Source organism: Bacillus pretiosus (assembly GCF_052947655.1).
Map to the genome: position 1 here is coordinate 135021 of NZ_CM129593.1, position 14980 is coordinate 150000.

Consider the following 14980-nt stretch of genomic DNA (forward strand, 5'->3'; position numbering starts at 1 on the left):
GATAACTCATTAATATAAGGAGGTGCCTGGGAATGAAACTTCATGAATTAAAACCTGCAGAAGGTTCTCGTAAAGTACGTAACCGTGTCGGTCGTGGTATCGGTTCTGGTAACGGTAAAACTGCTGGTAAAGGTCATAAAGGACAAAACGCACGTTCTGGTGGCGGTGTTCGTCTTGGCTTCGAAGGTGGTCAAACTCCATTATTCCGTCGTTTACCAAAACGCGGCTTCACAAACATTAACCGTAAAGAGTTTACTATTGTAAACTTATCAACGTTAAATCGTTTTGAAGATGGTACAGAAGTAACACCTGAATTATTGCTGGAAACTGGCGTTATCAGCAAGTTAAACGACGGTGTTAAAATTCTTGCAAGCGGCGCAGTAGAGAAAAAATTAACTGTTAAAGCGCACAAGTTCTCTTCAAGTGCTAAAGAAGCAATTGAAGCAGCTGGCGGATCAGTTGAGGTGATCTAATGTTTCGTACAATCTCCAACTTTATGCGCGTTGCTGAGATAAGACGTAAAATATTATTCACTTTAGCGATGTTAATCGTATTCAGAATTGGCACGTTTATCCCAGTGCCATTTACAAATGGAGACGTACTGAAAGCACAAGATCAATTAAATGCCTTAGGTATCCTAAATACATTTGGCGGTGGCGCCTTGAAAAACTTCTCCATCTTCGCGATGGGAATCATGCCGTATATTACAGCATCCATCATCGTGCAATTATTGCAGATGGATGTTGTTCCTAAATTTTCGGAATGGTCGAAGCAAGGTGAAATGGGCCGTCGTAAACTAACGCAATTCACGCGTTACTTTACAATTGTTCTTGCGTTTATTCAGGGGTTTGGTATGTCAATTGGTTTTAACGGTATGGTAGGTGGGCAATTAATTTTGAATCCTGGTTGGAGCACTTATTTATACATTGCTACGGTACTGACTGCTGGTACTGCATTTTTAATGTGGTTAGGTGAACAGATTACAGCTAAAGGTGTAGGTAATGGTATTTCCATCCTTATCTTTGGCGGTATTGCCGCAGCGATCCCAAGTGTTATATCTCAAGTGTATCAACAACAGTTTCAAAATATCGGAGATCAATTGTTCATGAGTATCGTTAAAGTTGCATTGATCTTACTAGCTGTGCTAGCGGTTATTGTTGGTGTTATTTTCATTCAACAGGCTGTTAGAAAGATCCCAATTCAATATGCGAAGCGTGTAACAGGAGGGAATGGGAATCATGCTGGAGCACAAAACACACATTTACCCCTTAAGGTAAATAGTGCGGGTGTTATTCCAGTCATTTTTGCTGTTTCATTCTTAATTACGCCTCCAACTATTGCACAGTTCTTCCCGAATCATGATGTATCGCAGTGGATCATTGCAAACTTTAACTATTCTCACCCAGTGGGAATGATCATATATGTTGCGCTCATTGTAGCCTTCACATATTTCTATGCGTTTGTTCAGGTTAATCCAGAGCAAATGTCAGAGAATCTAAACAAACAAGGTGGATATGTTCCAGGTATTCGTCCGGGTAAGAATACGGAACAATATCTAACAAAAATCTTGTATCGTTTGACCTTTGTAGGATCAATTTTCCTAGCAGCGATTGCAATCTTACCAGTTATCTTTACGAAATTGGGAAATCTTCCTCCATCTGCACAGATTGGTGGAACGAGTATGTTAATCGTTGTCGGCGTTGCTTTAGAAACAATGAAGCAGCTAGAAAGTCAACTGGTAAAACGCCATTACAAAGGGTTTATCAAGCAATGAGTAAGTGGGAAGAATTGTCTTCCCTACATGCTCATGTACTCTGAGGGGGAACAAGGATGAACTTAATTTTAATGGGGCTTCCTGGTGCTGGTAAAGGTACACAAGCCGAACAGATTGTTGCCAAGTATAACATCCCTCACATTTCAACAGGAGATATGTTTCGTGCAGCTATGAAGGCTGAAACTGAAATGGGTCTACAAGCAAAATCTTTTATTGATAAAGGTGCACTTGTTCCAGATGAAGTTACAATCGGAATCGTTCGTGAACGTTTAAGTCAAGAAGACTGCGTAAGAGGTTTCTTACTAGACGGTTTCCCACGAACTGTTGCACAAGCATCAGCTCTTGAAGAGATTATGAAAGATCTTGGTAAAAAAATCGACTATGTTTTAAACATTAATGTGGATTCAGGGTTGTTATTAACACGCCTTACAGGCCGTCGCATTTGTAAAGAGTGCGGTGCGACTTACCACTTAGAATTCAATCCACCAGCAAAAGCTGATGTGTGCGATAAATGTGGTGGCGAATTATATCAACGCTCTGATGACAATGAAGAAACTGTGGCAAATCGTTTAGATGTAAATATTAAGCAAACAAAACCTTTGCTTGATTTCTACGAGGAGCTTGGTTACTTACAAAGCATTAATGGTGAGCAAGATATCAATAAAGTATTTGCTGATATCGATGTTCTCATCGGAGGCTTAGCGTAATGATCATCTGCAAAACTCCTCGCGAGATAGAAATCATGCGAGAAGCTGGCAGGATCGTTGCTTTAACTCATCAAGAGTTGAAACAGCATATTACTCCAGGAATTACAACGAAAGAGCTCGATCAAATAGCGGAAAAGACGATTCAAAAATATGGTGCTACGCCATCTTTTAAAGGATACAACGGATTTCCGGGGAGCATATGTGCTTCTGTAAATGAAGAGCTTGTACACGGAATTCCAGGGAAGCGCAAGCTCGAAGAGGGCGATATCATCAGTATCGATATTGGTGCGAAATACAATGGGTACCATGGAGATTCTGCATGGACGTATCCAGTTGGAAACATTTCTGAATCTGTTCAAAAGCTACTTGATGTCACAGAAAAATCGTTGTATCTTGGTCTAGAACAAGTAAAACCAGGCGAAAGATTATCAAATATCTCACATGCGGTTCAAACCCATGCTGAAGAGAATGGGTTCTCGATCGTTAGGGAGTATGTTGGTCACGGAATCGGGCAAGACTTACATGAGGACCCTCAAATCCCGCACTATGGTCCACCAAATAGAGGCCCTAGATTAAAGCCGGGAATGGTCATCTGTGTTGAGCCGATGGTGAATCAAGGAAGACGATATGTAAAAACACTATCTGATGACTGGACAGTGGTAACGGTAGATGGTAAATGGTGTGCACACTTTGAGCACACGATTGCTCTTACAGAAGCAGGATACGAAATCCTTACCACTTTATAAGTAGCTGGCTCTCCGGGATTTCAGAGCAGTGTAAAATGTTACTGATTTGAAGAAGGGAGAACTATTGAATGGCTAAAGATGATGTAATTGAAGTCGAAGGTACCGTTCTTGAAACGTTGCCAAATGCTATGTTCAAAGTAGAATTAGAGAATGGGCATGTCGTATTGGCTCACGTTTCTGGTAAAATCCGTATGAACTTCATTCGTATTTTACCAGGAGACAAAGTTACGGTAGAATTATCTCCGTACGATTTAAATCGTGGTCGTATTACGTACCGTTTTAAATAATATAGCACTCCGTAATCTTTAAGGAGGTTCGAGACATGAAAGTAAGACCGTCAGTTAAACCAATCTGCGAAAAATGTAAAGTTATTCGTAGACGTGGAAAAGTAATGGTTATTTGTGAAAACCCTAAACATAAACAAAAACAAGGTTAATCAGAAGGAGGTGCATTCAGAATGGCACGTATCGCAGGTGTAGATATTCCTCGAGACAAACGCGTTGTTATTTCTTTAACTTACGTATTCGGCATTGGTCGCACAACTGCTGAAAAAATTCTAACTGAAGCTGGTATTTCTTCAGAAACACGAGTTCGTGATTTAACGGAAGACGAACTAGGACGTATCCGTGATATCATCGATCGTATTAAAGTTGAGGGAGACCTTCGTCGTGAAGTATCTCTTAACATTAAACGTCTAATGGAGATCGGTTCTTACCGTGGTCTTCGTCACCGTCGTGGTTTACCAGTTCGTGGTCAAAACTCTAAAAACAATGCTCGTACACGTAAAGGTCCACGTCGTACAGTAGCAAATAAAAAGAAATAATAAGTAAAGGAGGTTGAACTAACAATGGCACGTAAAACAAACACTCGTAAAAAACGTGTGAAAAAGAATATTGAAGCTGGTATAGCTCATATTCGTTCTACTTTCAACAACACAATCGTAACACTTACAGATACTCATGGTAACGCACTTTCTTGGTCTAGTGCTGGTGCACTTGGTTTCCGTGGATCTCGTAAGTCTACTCCATTCGCTGCGCAAATGGCTGCTGAAGCTGCTGCTAAAGTTGCAATGGAGCACGGTTTAAAAACTTTAGAGGTTACTGTTAAAGGTCCTGGTGCTGGTCGTGAAGCTGCAATTCGTGCTCTTCAAGCTGCAGGTCTAGAAGTAACAGCAATTAGAGATGTTACTCCAGTTCCTCATAATGGATGTCGTCCACCAAAACGTCGTCGTGTGTAATTTTTCTGTATAGAATTTTCCCTTTTGTCTATAATGGATATGATGCATTATCGAGAAATTTCGTACAGAAACATCGCTTGTTGTGCACAATCGGGAACTGCCTAAGGGGGACTTTCGGTTAGACAGGGGGTATCCCTTTGTTTAACCGGGGTTTCGACGTTTTGAAGGAGGGTTTAGTTAATGATTGAAATCGAAAAGCCGAAAATCGAAACGGTTGAACTTAACGAAGATGCTAAATATGGTAAATTCGTAATTGAACCGCTTGAGCGTGGATATGGTACTACTTTGGGTAACTCCTTACGTCGTATTCTTTTATCCTCACTCCCTGGTGCCGCTGTTACTGCTATCCAAATCGATGGCGTATTACATGAATTTTCAACAGTTGAGGGCGTAGTAGAAGACGTTACGACGATCATCTTAAACTTGAAAAAGTTAGCTCTTAAAATCTACTCTGAAGAAGAGAAGACGTTGGAAATTGATGTGCAGGGCGAAGGTATTGTCACAGCTGCTGATATTACTCATGATAGTGATGTAGAAATCTTAAATCCAGATTTACACATTGCAACGTTAGCAAAAAATGCGCATTTCCGCATGCGTTTAACTGCAAAGCGTGGCCGTGGGTATACGCCAGCTGATGCAAATAAAAGCGAAGATCAACCAATAGGAGTAATTCCTATTGATTCTATTTATACTCCAGTATCACGTGTGACTTACCAAGTGGAAAAGACACGTGTCGGACAAGTGGCTAATTATGATAAGCTTACGCTTGATGTATGGACGGATGGAAGCATCGGGCCAAAAGAAGCTATCTCTTTAGGTGCCAAAATCTTAACTGAGCATTTAAATATCTTTGTTGGTTTAACTGATGAAGCACAAAATGCTGAGATTATGGTCGAGAAGGAAGAAGATCAAAAAGAGAAAGTTCTTGAGATGACTATCGAAGAACTAGATCTTTCTGTTCGTTCTTATAATTGCCTAAAACGTGCAGGAATTAATACTGTACAAGAGCTTGCGAACAAAACAGAAGAAGATATGATGAAAGTTCGTAACTTAGGACGTAAATCCTTAGAAGAAGTTAAACATAAGCTTGAGGAATTAGGTTTAGGTTTACGTAAAGACGACTGAGGATTTAAACCCATCAACAAAGGAGGGAACTACGAATGGCATACAGAAAATTAGGCCGTACAAGTGCGCAACGTAAAGCTATGTTACGTGATTTAGCTACTGATTTAATTATCAACGAGCGCATCCAAACGACAGAAACTCGTGCAAAAGAACTTCGTTCTGTAGTGGAAAAAATGATCACTTTAGGTAAACGCGGAGATCTTCACGCTCGTCGTCAAGCAGCAGCTTTCATTCGCAATGAAGTAGCTAACGCTGAGACTGGTCAAGATGCACTTCAAAAATTATTCGCTGATGTAGCTCCACGCTATGCTGAGCGCCAAGGCGGATACACTCGTATTGCAAAAATTGGTCCACGTCGCGGAGACGCAGCACCAATGGTAATTATCGAGTTAGTATAATGATAATTAAAAGGGCAGGACAGTTCTTTTCAAGAAACTGGTCATGGCCCTTTTTTTTAAATATAAAAATAGGCTAACTTGGCGAAGGAAAGGGTGCCTTGTATTGAAAAAAGAGAAACTTCGGACAGAAAATATATCATTTCAATATCCTGGGGCAGCCACTTATGCATTAAAAGATGTTTCATTTGCCTTGTATGAGGGAGAATGGGTATCTGTTATTGGACAAAACGGTTCAGGGAAGTCTACACTTGCAAAATTATTGAATGGTTTGTTTTTGCCGGAAGCAGGGACTATTACAGTAAATGATACAATGGTTTTATCAGAGGAAACGGTATGGGATGTTCGAAAACAAATTGGGATGGTATTTCAAAATCCAGACAATCAATTTGTTGGAACGACAGTGCAAGACGACGTTGTTTTTGGCTTAGAGAATATCGGAATGCCAAGAGAGCAAATGGTAGAAAGATTAAATCAGGCTCTCAAACTTGTCCGTATGGAAGATTTTCTTAATGATGAACCTCATTCGTTATCTGGTGGGCAAAAGCAGCGAGTGGCAATAGCAGGCGTTTTAGCACTTCAGCCATCTATTTTGATATTAGATGAAGCAACGTCAATGTTAGATCCTCAAGGGAGACGTGAAGTAGTAGAAACGGTTAGACAACTTGTTAATCAAAAAGGTATTACCGTGTTATCAATTACACACGATTTAGAAGAAGCGGCACAATCAGATCGTGTCATTATTTTAAACAAGGGAGAAATATTAGAGGAAGGGACTCCAAAGCAAATCTTCAAGTCCTCTCATATGCTCCAAGAAATTGGATTAGATGTACCATTTTCAGTGAAAATAGCAGAATTATTAAAAAGAAATGAAATTCTCTTGCAAAATACGCATCTTACAATGGAAAGCTTGGTGAACGAACTTTGGAGATTACATTCCAAAAAGTAGAACATCGTTATCAATATAAAACTCCATTTGAAAGACGCGCACTTTATGATGTAGACGTGTCGTTTCCAAGTGGGGGCTATTATGCCATTATCGGTCATACTGGTTCAGGTAAGTCGACGATGATTCAACATTTAAATGGTTTATTGCAGCCGACGAATGGCACAGTTCAAATTGGTGAACATTTCATTTCGGCAGGAAAGAAAGAAAAAAAGCTAAAGCCACTACGTAAAAAGGTAGGGGTTGTCTTTCAATTCCCAGAACATCAGTTGTTTGAAGAGACTGTGGAGAAGGATATTTGTTTCGGCCCTACTAATTTTGGGGTATCTGTAGAAGAAGCGAAGCAAAAGGCAAGAGAGGCAATTGAACTTGTAGGGTTAGAGCCAGAACTGTTAACACGTTCACCGTTTGAGTTAAGTGGTGGGCAAATGAGGCGTGTTGCGATAGCGGGTGTATTGGCGATGGAACCCGAAGTGCTTGTATTAGATGAACCTACAGCAGGACTAGATCCAAAAGGGCAGAATGAACTTATGGAGATGTTTTATAAGCTGCATAAGGAAAAAGGTCTTACAGTTATCCTAGTAACACATAATATGGAGGATGCTGCTAAGTATGCGGAGCAGATTGTAGTCATGCATAAAGGAACGGTCTTTTTGCAAGGAAGTGCAGAGGAAGTATTTTCACATGCTGATGAACTAGAGAAAATTGGCGTGGATCTTCCTATGTCTTTAAAGTATAAACGTGCAATTGAAGAGAAGTTTGGCATTTCAATCCCAAAGGCTACCTTATCTTTAGAGGATCTTACTCATGAAGTTGTGCAGGTGTTACGAAAAGGTGGTCATGAATCATGCAGCAGTTGATTATTGGAAGATATATTCCAGGGAAGTCTCTTATTCATCAACTTGATCCACGTACGAAGCTGCTGATTGTCTTTTTATATGTATTTGTTGTTTTCTTAGCAAATAATGCGATTTCATATGGATTTTTATTTTTATATGCACTCATTGCTTTATTTTTTGCAAAAGTGCCGATTCGTTATGTACTTTCGGGCTTAAAACCAATTCTATGGATTTTTCTTTTTACATTTTTCCTGCATATTTTTACAAATAAAGAAGGGGAAGTACTATTCCAGCTTGGTTGGTTTTCGATACATGAAAAAGGATTAGAGCAAGGGATATACATTTCTATACGATTCTTCGTTATTATTTTAATGACGACATTATTAACGTTAACGACGACACCTATTGAGATTACAGATGGTTTGGAGACGTTATTAAAGCCGTTGAAACGTATAAAAGTTCCTGTTCATGAAATCGCATTAATGATGTCAATTTCTCTTCGTTTTATTCCGACATTAATGGATGAAACGAGTAAAATAATGAAGGCACAATCTTCACGCGGTATTGATTTCGCAGGAGGACCGATAAAAGATAGGATGAAAGCTATTATCTCACTACTCGTTCCTCTATTTATCAGTGCTTTTAAGCGTGCTGAGGACTTAGCAATTGCTATGGAAGCACGTGGGTATCAAAATGGTGAAGGACGTACTAAATTTAGGCAACTACGCTGGAAAACAAGTGATACATTAACGATAATAAGCTTACTTTGTTTAGCTTGTATTTTGGCATGGGTGCGATCGTAATGGAGAATAGAGAAATGGATAGAATAAAATGTACGGTTGCATATGATGGCATGCATTTTTGTGGTTATCAAATTCAGCCGCAGCATCGTACTGTTCAACAAGAGATTGAGAAAGCTTTGCAGAAATTGCATAAAGGAGCGCTTGTTCGTGTTCAGGCATCGGGCAGAACGGATTCTACCGTTCACGCTAAAGGACAAGTCATACACTTTGATACACCGTTGTCGCTTGAAGAGTGGCAATGGAGTAATGCATTAAACACAATGTTGCCAGATGATATTGTTATCAGACAGGTAGAGAAAAAAACAGAAGAATTTCATGCGCGTTACGGTGTCGAGAGAAAAGAATATCGTTATCGTGTATTATTATCAAAGACTGCGGATGTATTCCGTAGAAATTACGTATATCAATATCCATATCCGCTCGAAATAAGCTCTATAAGAAAGGCGATTCCTTATTTTATTGGAACGCATGATTTCACTTCTTTTTGTTCGGCAAAAACTGACAAAAAAGATAAGGTGCGAACGATTTATGAAATTGAGTTAATTGAGCAAGGCGATGAATTAATTTTTCGTTTTGTAGGTAATGGATTTTTATATAATATGGTCAGAATTATTGTTGGTACGTTACTTAGCGTAGGGCAAGGAAAGCTTGATCCTGATAGCATTCCAGAGATTTTAGCGAAACAAAATCGTCAGTTTGCTGGAAAGATGGCTCCAGGTCATGGACTTTACTTATGGCAGGTAAACTATAACAACTAATCCTGGTGTAACATTTGCTTGACATTAGAAACTCAAAAGTATATCATAACATATGGTATTGTTTCTAAAACCACGATTAGCCCCGGAAGGAAATCGTGTTTAAGATAAACAATAGATTTTTTCTATGGAAAAGATAACGAGGAGGGAAACACATGCGTACGACTTTTATGGCAAAAGCTAACGAAGTTGAGCGTAAATGGTATGTGGTTGATGCTGAAGGTCAAACTTTAGGTCGCCTATCTACTGAAGTAGCATCTATTTTACGCGGTAAAAACAAACCTACATTTACACCACACGTTGACACGGGTGATCATGTAATTATTATTAACGCTGAAAAAATTCATTTAACAGGTAATAAATTAAACGATAAAATTTACTACCGTCACACTAACCACCCAGGTGGACTTAAACAAAGAACAGCTCTAGAAATGCGTACAAACTACCCTGTACAAATGTTAGAGCTTGCAATTAAAGGGATGCTTCCAAAAGGACGTTTAGGACGTCAAGTATCTAAGAAATTAAACGTGTATGCTGGAGCAGAGCATCCACACCAAGCACAAAAACCAGAAGTTTACGAACTTCGCGGATAATCAATTAAAGGAGGGCTTACTTTGGCACAGGTTCAATACTATGGCACTGGACGTCGTAAGAGTTCAGTAGCGCGCGTACGCCTAGTTCCAGGCGAAGGACGCGTTATCATTAACGGTCGTGATTTTGAAAACTATATCCCATTTGCTGCATTACGTGAAGTAGTGAAACAACCTCTAGTTGCAACAGAAACTTTAGGTAACTACGATGTACTTGTAAACGTAAATGGTGGTGGATACACTGGTCAAGCTGGTGCTATTCGTCACGGTATTTCTCGCGCTTTATTAAAAGCTGATCCAGAATACCGTCTAACACTAAAACGTGCAGGTCTATTAACTCGTGACGCACGTATGAAAGAGCGTAAAAAATACGGTCTTAAAGGCGCACGTCGTGCACCTCAGTTCTCAAAACGTTAATTTTTGCGAACTACAAACCCCAACCATTTTGGTTGGGGTTTTTTTATGTTTCATTCCTCTTTTGTAATTTTTGTAGTTTGGAATATTTTAGTGCTATTCTCTCGCGTATGCTTCTTCTTTAGAAGTTTAGACTAATACGTATTAGGGAGGTTTATAAGTACTATGAATGTCATTGTCAGCTTACAAGAAAAACAAAAAGAAAAGCAGTTGAAATATGAACGGAAGATGCTGCGAGAATTATCATTAAAAACATTACGTTCAAATATTAGGGATGCCTTTCAGATGCAGGAACTTCATCGTCAGTATGAAGATTACTGTATTGAATTAGGGATAGAATCGTATTTATTAGGAGCGAGATACAGTAAGTTTGGTTATTATGGTGAATCATTCTTTGATGTGAAATATAGAGCCTTAGAAGAAGAGCAACAATTAACGGAAACACTATTCCAATTTTTAACGAGCATGACTATGCGGGAAATTAAGTTACAAGATGAGGAATTACTTTTTGAATCTTGCCAGCAGTTTATCGGCTTATGGTGGCAGGAAGGATATGAAAAAGGTGAAAGAAGATATCGATTAAAGCTTCATTAAGACAAGCATAAACTTTCCTCTTGTCCCATATAAGTAATTAGAGGGACTAGCTGGAGGAGGAAAGGTATGAAGAGAATTCGAATTATCTCTTTTGCACTCGCTGCGGTTGTTTTGTTTTTTTTAGTCAAACAAGAATTTCAAATTACAAAATCGTGGCGAGCTTGGAATTTACCCTTATCAGGGAAAGTGATTGTATTAGATGCTGGGCATGGTGGGCCAGACGGAGGGGCTGTTGGTGGAAAAGATATTATAGAAAAAGATATTACGCTTGAAATTACAAAGAAGGTACAAGATTATTTACAAGAACAAGGTGCACTAGTTATTTTAACACGTGAGGGAGATTATGATTTAGCTCAGAAAGATACAAAATCATATAGTAGACGTAAAGCAGAGGATCTAAAAAAGCGTGTAGAGATTATTAATAAGCCTGATGTAGACTTTTTTGCGAGTATTCATTTAAATGCTTTAACTAGTAGTGGATCGAAAGGCGCACAAACGTTCTACTATCGTTCTTCGGTTGAAAATGAACGTGCTGCGAAATTTATACAAGCTGAATTGAGAACGAGTTTAGAGAATACGAATCGTTCTGCTAAAACAATTTCTCATGTGTATTTATTGAAGTATGCGAAAACACCAGGTGCTCTAATTGAAGCTGGCTTTTTATCGAATGTAAACGAAAGGTATATGTTAAATTCGGAGAAATATCAGCAAAAGGTAGCGGCTGCAGTATATCGTGGTATATTACGTTATTTCACGGAAAAAGGGAATCCTCCAGAATAAGGAGGATTTTTTGAGTTTCTCCCGTTAACGAAGTTTTCCGAAAATATGTTATACTGGAAATGTAAACGCATTTATTTCAAAAATAAAGAGAGATAAATTTAATTAACATTACGTTATTTTTCATACAGGGGGCTGGGCTAACTATGGTAACGAAAGAGCAAGTAGTGGAAGCGTTAGAAGGGATTGTAGATCCGTTTTTACATAAAACGTTAAAAGAAACAGGTGCAATTAAAGAGGTAACAGTTAAGCCTGAGAAGGAACATGTAAGTGTTAAAATTGCAATTGTAAAAACCGGTACAGCGGAACAAATGCAATTGCAATCTGGAATTGTAAAATTAGTAAAAGAACTAGGAGCAGCAACAGTAGGGCTTCGCTTTGCAGAATTTACAGAAGAGGAATTAGCTCAGTTTGCACCGGAACAGGAAGAAGAGCAAACTGAATCTTTATTGTCACCAAATTCAAAAACAACATTTTTAGCAGTGGCGAGTGGAAAAGGTGGAGTCGGAAAATCAACAGTTTCTGTTAACCTTGCTATTGCTTTAGCTCGTCTAGGTAAAAAGGTTGGTATCATTGATGCTGATATTTATGGTTTTAGCGTACCGGATATGATGGGGATAGAAAAACGTCCTGTTGTAAGAGGGGATAGAATCATTCCAGTGGAGCGTCTAGGTGTAAAGGTAATTTCAATGGGATTCTTTGTAGAAGATAATGCACCGGTTATTTGGAGAGGCCCTATGCTTGGGAAAATGTTAAATCACTTCTTTACAGAAGTAGAGTGGGGCGATTTAGACTATTTAGTTTTAGATTTACCACCGGGTACAGGTGATGTTGCGCTAGACTTACACTCAATGTTGCCAGCTTGTAAAGAGATTATTGTAACAACGCCACATCCAACAGCGGCATTTGTGGCAGCGCGTGCTGGAGCCATGGCTTTACGTACAGAACATAGTATTCTTGGTGTTGTTGAAAATATGGCATATTTTGAAAGTAAAACAACTGGTGAAAAAGAATATGTGTTTGGAAGAGGTGGAGGAGATAAATTAGCTACAGAACTTCAAACAGAAGTACTTGGCCGAATCCCGCTTCAACAACCTGATTGGAATAAAGATGACTTTGCGCCTTCGGTATATGAAGATACACATACGACGGGTCTTATTTATCGTACGATAGCTGAGACAGTAATTGATAAAATAGCTGTCGCGCAAAAATAAAATAATAATGAGTGGACGATACATATATTGTCCACTCATTATTATAATTATTATTTTTACTGTTGCTCCTTTTTACCGTCTTGGGAACCACCTTCACCGCCTGCTTCTTTTTTATCAGATCCACTTTTTTCGGCCTTTTGTACACCTTTACTAATAATATCAATCATCTTAGCTTGGAAGAGTGGGCTTTCAGCAGTTTCTGTTAGTACTTGTTGTAAATATTGGCGGTATTCTTTGCTCTTCATTGTTTGTAACATTATTTTTTCTACTTCAGGGTTTTTCATAATTTCTATAACGCCTGCTTGGTATTCAGGGTCTTTTAGTAATGTTTTCATTAAGGTTGTTTGTTCTTTCCCCATACTTTTAGCGAATTTCGATGAGAACTCAGGGTCTTTAAAGAGCTTTTCCCAGAATTGTTGCCCTTTGTCGGATACCATTGCATCTTCAATCGTTTTCTTTACTACTGTTTCATCTAGTATGAGTGCTTGTTTCATTTTTTCATCAGTTAACACATCTTGAATGGCTTTCTTACCTTGATCGGTTTTTAAAATATCAACAATCATTTTCTTCGTTTGATCATAATCAAGTTCGGACTTTGCTTCTTTTCCTTGTGCACATGCTACAAGTACAAGAAATAGAAAAGAAGAAGTCAAAACGAGCAGCATCCGTTTCATAAGTTGGAACTCCTTTCAACACAGTTCTCTCTTTTTAATATAAATATCTTTAAGGAATTTATACATGAACATGGCTAGCTTTTTGAAATTGTCATTGATACAATTTAATTAGAAATATAAGGATAATGGGGGATGTGTTGTGAATAGCCGCAAGTGGGTACGCCTGTTTTTTACGACGTTGTTTCTAGGTGGGATTAGCACGGTCATTATTGGGTTTGTTTTGGAGTGGGACAAGTACGCTAAATTTTTTCAAAATTTAGACGGAAAGGAGATTTTAGCAGTTTCCTTCTGGTTGATGGGTGTAGGATTTATTTTTAGTGTTATAAGTCAAATGGGGTTCTTTGCCTATTTAACAATCCATCGTTTTGGACTGGGGATGTTCAGGTCACCTTCTTTATGGAATGCAGTCCAGCTCTTCTTTATTGCATTCGTTTTATTTGATTTCGTGTATTTAAGATCCATATTGATTGCAAATGGGGAAGTTTCGTTAGGGAATAACATACTTGTTGCAGGTGTATTATTTGTGTTTGGGGCGATTGTTGCTTACATAAAAAGTAAAGAAACGAATAGAAAGGCATTTGTGCCCGCTTTGTTCTTTATGGTTGTTGTAACAATTCTTGAGTGGGTACCAGCGCTTCGTATTAATGACACAGATTGGTTGTATTTAATGGTGATACCACTTTTATTATGTAATGCATATCAGTTACTTATATTACATCGTTTAATTGGAAAGGCGAGTAAGTCGGCTTAAGTAAGAGAGATTTTTGAGTTTTTATGCAGGGTGGTTGTACGAATATAAATATCGGGATGAAAAAAGCTCTACTACCTTAATGATAGGTAGTAGAGCTTTTTATGTGTGAAGGCACGAGGGAAAAGAATTACCTTACATCTTTACTTTTTGTACTTGTGTTAGAAATAAGTTGTGATACCGATATTTGCTCATATCCGTCACTCTTTAATTTTTGTAGAAGCAGTGGTAAAGCTTTATTTGTTTGAAGGGCAGAATCGGATGCATGTAATAAGACGATATCTCCACCTTTTAAATTAGTAGAGACATTGGAAACGATATTGTTTACACCTGGGTTTTTCCAGTCGTTTGAGTTATTACTCCAATGGACGATGGTGTATCCGAGTGATTCTGCTATTTTAAGTGTTGCTTTGTTAAAGTCTCCACTAGGTGGACGTAATAGTTTGACTTGTTTCACACCAAGTTTTGTAAAAACATCTTGTGCTCGTAAAAGATCTCTTCGTATTTCATTTGTCTCTAGAGAAGTGTAGGACGTGTAATTATAGCCCATACTACCGATTTCATGTCCATCTTTTATGATGCGTTCAACAACATCAGGGTGTCTTTCTGCCCATGCAGCAGAAACGAAGAAGGTTGCATTCT

22 protein-coding genes (1 of these 22 running past the window's edge) are annotated in these 14980 nt (G+C 38.6%); 20 read left to right on the forward strand and 2 right to left on the reverse strand.

Going from position 1 to position 14980, the window contains the following annotated elements; all coding sequences use genetic code 11:
• Positions 1 to 32 precede the first annotated feature (32 nt).
• The 19 genes from rplO (at position 33) to salA (ending at position 12916) form a co-directional block, all read left to right on the forward strand.
• Entirely contained in the window at positions 33 to 473 is a 441-nt protein-coding gene (rplO, locus tag ACU8YW_RS00765; RefSeq protein WP_000766083.1) for a 50S ribosomal protein L15, read from the forward strand.
• The gene (gene secY, locus ACU8YW_RS00770; protein ID WP_000490119.1) at positions 473 to 1774 is read left to right on the forward strand and encodes a preprotein translocase subunit SecY; all 1302 of its coding nucleotides are present in this window, start codon (positions 473 to 475) and stop codon (positions 1772 to 1774) included. Before rplO ends, secY begins: the two co-directional genes overlap by 1 nt.
• Before the next feature lie 56 nt (positions 1775 to 1830).
• Positions 1831 to 2481 carry an adenylate kinase gene (locus ACU8YW_RS00775; protein ID WP_001048998.1) on the forward strand — a complete coding sequence of 217 codons (651 nt, stop codon included), beginning with the start codon at positions 1831 to 1833 and terminating at the stop codon, positions 2479 to 2481.
• Entirely contained in the window at positions 2481 to 3227 is a 747-nt protein-coding gene (gene map, locus ACU8YW_RS00780) for a type I methionyl aminopeptidase (RefSeq protein ID WP_000582534.1), read from the forward strand. The genes ACU8YW_RS00775 and map overlap by 1 nt, the downstream gene beginning before the upstream one ends.
• 68 nt (positions 3228 to 3295) lie before the next feature.
• The gene (gene infA / locus ACU8YW_RS00785; protein WP_001029884.1) at positions 3296 to 3514 is read left to right on the forward strand and encodes a translation initiation factor IF-1; all 219 of its coding nucleotides are present in this window, start codon (positions 3296 to 3298) and stop codon (positions 3512 to 3514) included.
• 35 nt (positions 3515 to 3549) lie between these two features.
• Positions 3550 to 3663, forward strand: coding sequence for a 50S ribosomal protein L36 (rpmJ, locus tag ACU8YW_RS00790; RefSeq protein WP_000868344.1), 114 nt, complete (start codon positions 3550 to 3552; stop codon positions 3661 to 3663).
• Positions 3664 to 3684: 21 nt separating this feature from the next.
• Positions 3685 to 4050 (forward strand): 30S ribosomal protein S13, encoded by a 366-nt coding sequence (rpsM, locus tag ACU8YW_RS00795; protein ID WP_000090790.1) that lies wholly within the window; start codon positions 3685 to 3687, stop codon positions 4048 to 4050.
• Between the two features lie 24 nt (positions 4051 to 4074).
• Positions 4075 to 4464, forward strand: coding sequence for a 30S ribosomal protein S11 (gene rpsK / locus ACU8YW_RS00800; RefSeq protein WP_000101797.1), 390 nt, complete (start codon positions 4075 to 4077; stop codon positions 4462 to 4464).
• 180 nt (positions 4465 to 4644) lie between these two features.
• Positions 4645 to 5589 carry a DNA-directed RNA polymerase subunit alpha gene (locus tag ACU8YW_RS00805; protein ID WP_000569644.1) on the forward strand — a complete coding sequence of 315 codons (945 nt, stop codon included), beginning with the start codon at positions 4645 to 4647 and terminating at the stop codon, positions 5587 to 5589.
• Positions 5590 to 5624: 35 nt separating this feature from the next.
• Positions 5625 to 5987, forward strand: a complete 363-nt coding sequence (rplQ, locus tag ACU8YW_RS00810) for a 50S ribosomal protein L17 (RefSeq protein WP_000331490.1) — start codon at positions 5625 to 5627, stop codon at positions 5985 to 5987.
• Between the two features lie 103 nt (positions 5988 to 6090).
• Positions 6091 to 6933: an energy-coupling factor ABC transporter ATP-binding protein gene (locus tag ACU8YW_RS00815; protein ID WP_137035281.1), complete on the forward strand. Its 843-nt coding sequence runs from the start codon at positions 6091 to 6093 to the stop codon at positions 6931 to 6933.
• Positions 6909 to 7790, forward strand: a complete 882-nt coding sequence (locus ACU8YW_RS00820; protein ID WP_000406519.1) for an energy-coupling factor ABC transporter ATP-binding protein — start codon at positions 6909 to 6911, stop codon at positions 7788 to 7790. The genes ACU8YW_RS00815 and ACU8YW_RS00820 overlap by 25 nt, the downstream gene beginning before the upstream one ends.
• Entirely contained in the window at positions 7778 to 8572 is a 795-nt protein-coding gene (locus tag ACU8YW_RS00825) for an energy-coupling factor transporter transmembrane component T family protein (RefSeq protein WP_097890706.1), read from the forward strand. The genes ACU8YW_RS00820 and ACU8YW_RS00825 overlap by 13 nt, the downstream gene beginning before the upstream one ends.
• A 14-nt stretch (positions 8573 to 8586) precedes the next feature.
• Positions 8587 to 9330, forward strand: a complete 744-nt coding sequence (gene truA, locus ACU8YW_RS00830) for a tRNA pseudouridine(38-40) synthase TruA (protein WP_088061486.1) — start codon at positions 8587 to 8589, stop codon at positions 9328 to 9330.
• A 152-nt stretch (positions 9331 to 9482) separates the two neighbouring features.
• Positions 9483 to 9920 (forward strand): 50S ribosomal protein L13, encoded by a 438-nt coding sequence (gene rplM, locus ACU8YW_RS00835; protein WP_001260795.1) that lies wholly within the window; start codon positions 9483 to 9485, stop codon positions 9918 to 9920.
• Between the two features lie 21 nt (positions 9921 to 9941).
• A complete protein-coding gene (rpsI, locus tag ACU8YW_RS00840; RefSeq protein ID WP_000079986.1) occupies positions 9942 to 10334 on the forward strand; it encodes a 30S ribosomal protein S9 in 393 nt (130 codons plus the stop codon).
• A gap of 162 nt (positions 10335 to 10496) precedes the next feature.
• Entirely contained in the window at positions 10497 to 10925 is a 429-nt protein-coding gene (locus ACU8YW_RS00845) for a YbaK family protein (protein ID WP_001101006.1), read from the forward strand.
• A 66-nt stretch (positions 10926 to 10991) separates the two neighbouring features.
• Positions 10992 to 11705: an N-acetylmuramoyl-L-alanine amidase CwlD gene (cwlD, locus tag ACU8YW_RS00850; RefSeq protein ID WP_000822446.1), complete on the forward strand. Its 714-nt coding sequence runs from the start codon at positions 10992 to 10994 to the stop codon at positions 11703 to 11705.
• Positions 11706 to 11848: 143 nt separating this feature from the next.
• The gene (salA, locus tag ACU8YW_RS00855) at positions 11849 to 12916 is read left to right on the forward strand and encodes an iron-sulfur carrier protein/transcriptional regulator SalA (protein ID WP_000256609.1); all 1068 of its coding nucleotides are present in this window, start codon (positions 11849 to 11851) and stop codon (positions 12914 to 12916) included.
• A 56-nt stretch (positions 12917 to 12972) separates the two neighbouring features.
• On the opposite strand, the gene gerD is transcribed toward salA, so the two are convergent.
• Positions 12973 to 13590: a spore germination protein GerD gene (gene gerD, locus ACU8YW_RS00860; protein ID WP_087983920.1), complete on the reverse strand. Its 618-nt coding sequence runs from the start codon at positions 13588 to 13590 to the stop codon at positions 12973 to 12975.
• Positions 13591 to 13729: 139 nt separating this feature from the next.
• On the opposite strand from gerD, the gene kbaA reads away from it, so the two are divergent.
• On the forward strand, positions 13730 to 14341 hold the full coding sequence (gene kbaA / locus ACU8YW_RS00865; RefSeq protein ID WP_098230821.1) for a KinB signaling pathway activation protein KbaA: 612 nt from the start codon (positions 13730 to 13732) through the stop codon (positions 14339 to 14341).
• Positions 14342 to 14468: 127 nt separating this feature from the next.
• On the opposite strand, the gene pdaB is transcribed toward kbaA, so the two are convergent.
• A protein-coding gene (pdaB, locus tag ACU8YW_RS00870; RefSeq protein WP_000464700.1) for a polysaccharide deacetylase family sporulation protein PdaB crosses the window boundary here: on the reverse strand, positions 14469 to 14980 show its 3' portion. It continues 253 nt past the right edge of the window; only the last 512 of its 765 coding nucleotides appear in the window; the start codon falls outside the window, past its right edge; it ends in the stop codon at positions 14469 to 14471.

Excerpts from the sequence above, each read along its gene's own strand:
- rplO (WP_000766083.1), top strand. The coding sequence starts at position 33 with ATGAAACTTCATGAATTAAAACCTGCAGAAGGTTCTCGTAAAGTACGT.
- secY (WP_000490119.1), top strand. The coding sequence starts at position 473 with ATGTTTCGTACAATCTCCAACTTTATGCGCGTTGCTGAGATAAGACGT.
- ACU8YW_RS00775 (WP_001048998.1), top strand. The coding sequence starts at position 1,831 with ATGAACTTAATTTTAATGGGGCTTCCTGGTGCTGGTAAAGGTACACAA.
- map (WP_000582534.1), top strand. The coding sequence starts at position 2,481 with ATGATCATCTGCAAAACTCCTCGCGAGATAGAAATCATGCGAGAAGCT.
- infA (WP_001029884.1), top strand. The coding sequence starts at position 3,296 with ATGGCTAAAGATGATGTAATTGAAGTCGAAGGTACCGTTCTTGAAACG.
- rpmJ (WP_000868344.1), top strand. The coding sequence starts at position 3,550 with ATGAAAGTAAGACCGTCAGTTAAACCAATCTGCGAAAAATGTAAAGTT.
- rpsM (WP_000090790.1), top strand. The coding sequence starts at position 3,685 with ATGGCACGTATCGCAGGTGTAGATATTCCTCGAGACAAACGCGTTGTT.
- rpsK (WP_000101797.1), top strand. The coding sequence starts at position 4,075 with ATGGCACGTAAAACAAACACTCGTAAAAAACGTGTGAAAAAGAATATT.
- ACU8YW_RS00805 (WP_000569644.1), top strand. The coding sequence starts at position 4,645 with ATGATTGAAATCGAAAAGCCGAAAATCGAAACGGTTGAACTTAACGAA.
- rplQ (WP_000331490.1), top strand. The coding sequence starts at position 5,625 with ATGGCATACAGAAAATTAGGCCGTACAAGTGCGCAACGTAAAGCTATG.
- ACU8YW_RS00825 (WP_097890706.1), top strand. The coding sequence starts at position 7,778 with ATGCAGCAGTTGATTATTGGAAGATATATTCCAGGGAAGTCTCTTATT.
- truA (WP_088061486.1), top strand. The coding sequence starts at position 8,587 with ATGGATAGAATAAAATGTACGGTTGCATATGATGGCATGCATTTTTGT.
- rplM (WP_001260795.1), top strand. The coding sequence starts at position 9,483 with ATGCGTACGACTTTTATGGCAAAAGCTAACGAAGTTGAGCGTAAATGG.
- ACU8YW_RS00845 (WP_001101006.1), top strand. The coding sequence starts at position 10,497 with ATGAATGTCATTGTCAGCTTACAAGAAAAACAAAAAGAAAAGCAGTTG.
- cwlD (WP_000822446.1), top strand. The coding sequence starts at position 10,992 with ATGAAGAGAATTCGAATTATCTCTTTTGCACTCGCTGCGGTTGTTTTG.
- salA (WP_000256609.1), top strand. The coding sequence starts at position 11,849 with ATGGTAACGAAAGAGCAAGTAGTGGAAGCGTTAGAAGGGATTGTAGAT.
- gerD (WP_087983920.1), bottom strand. The coding sequence starts at position 13,590 with ATGAAACGGATGCTGCTCGTTTTGACTTCTTCTTTTCTATTTCTTGTA.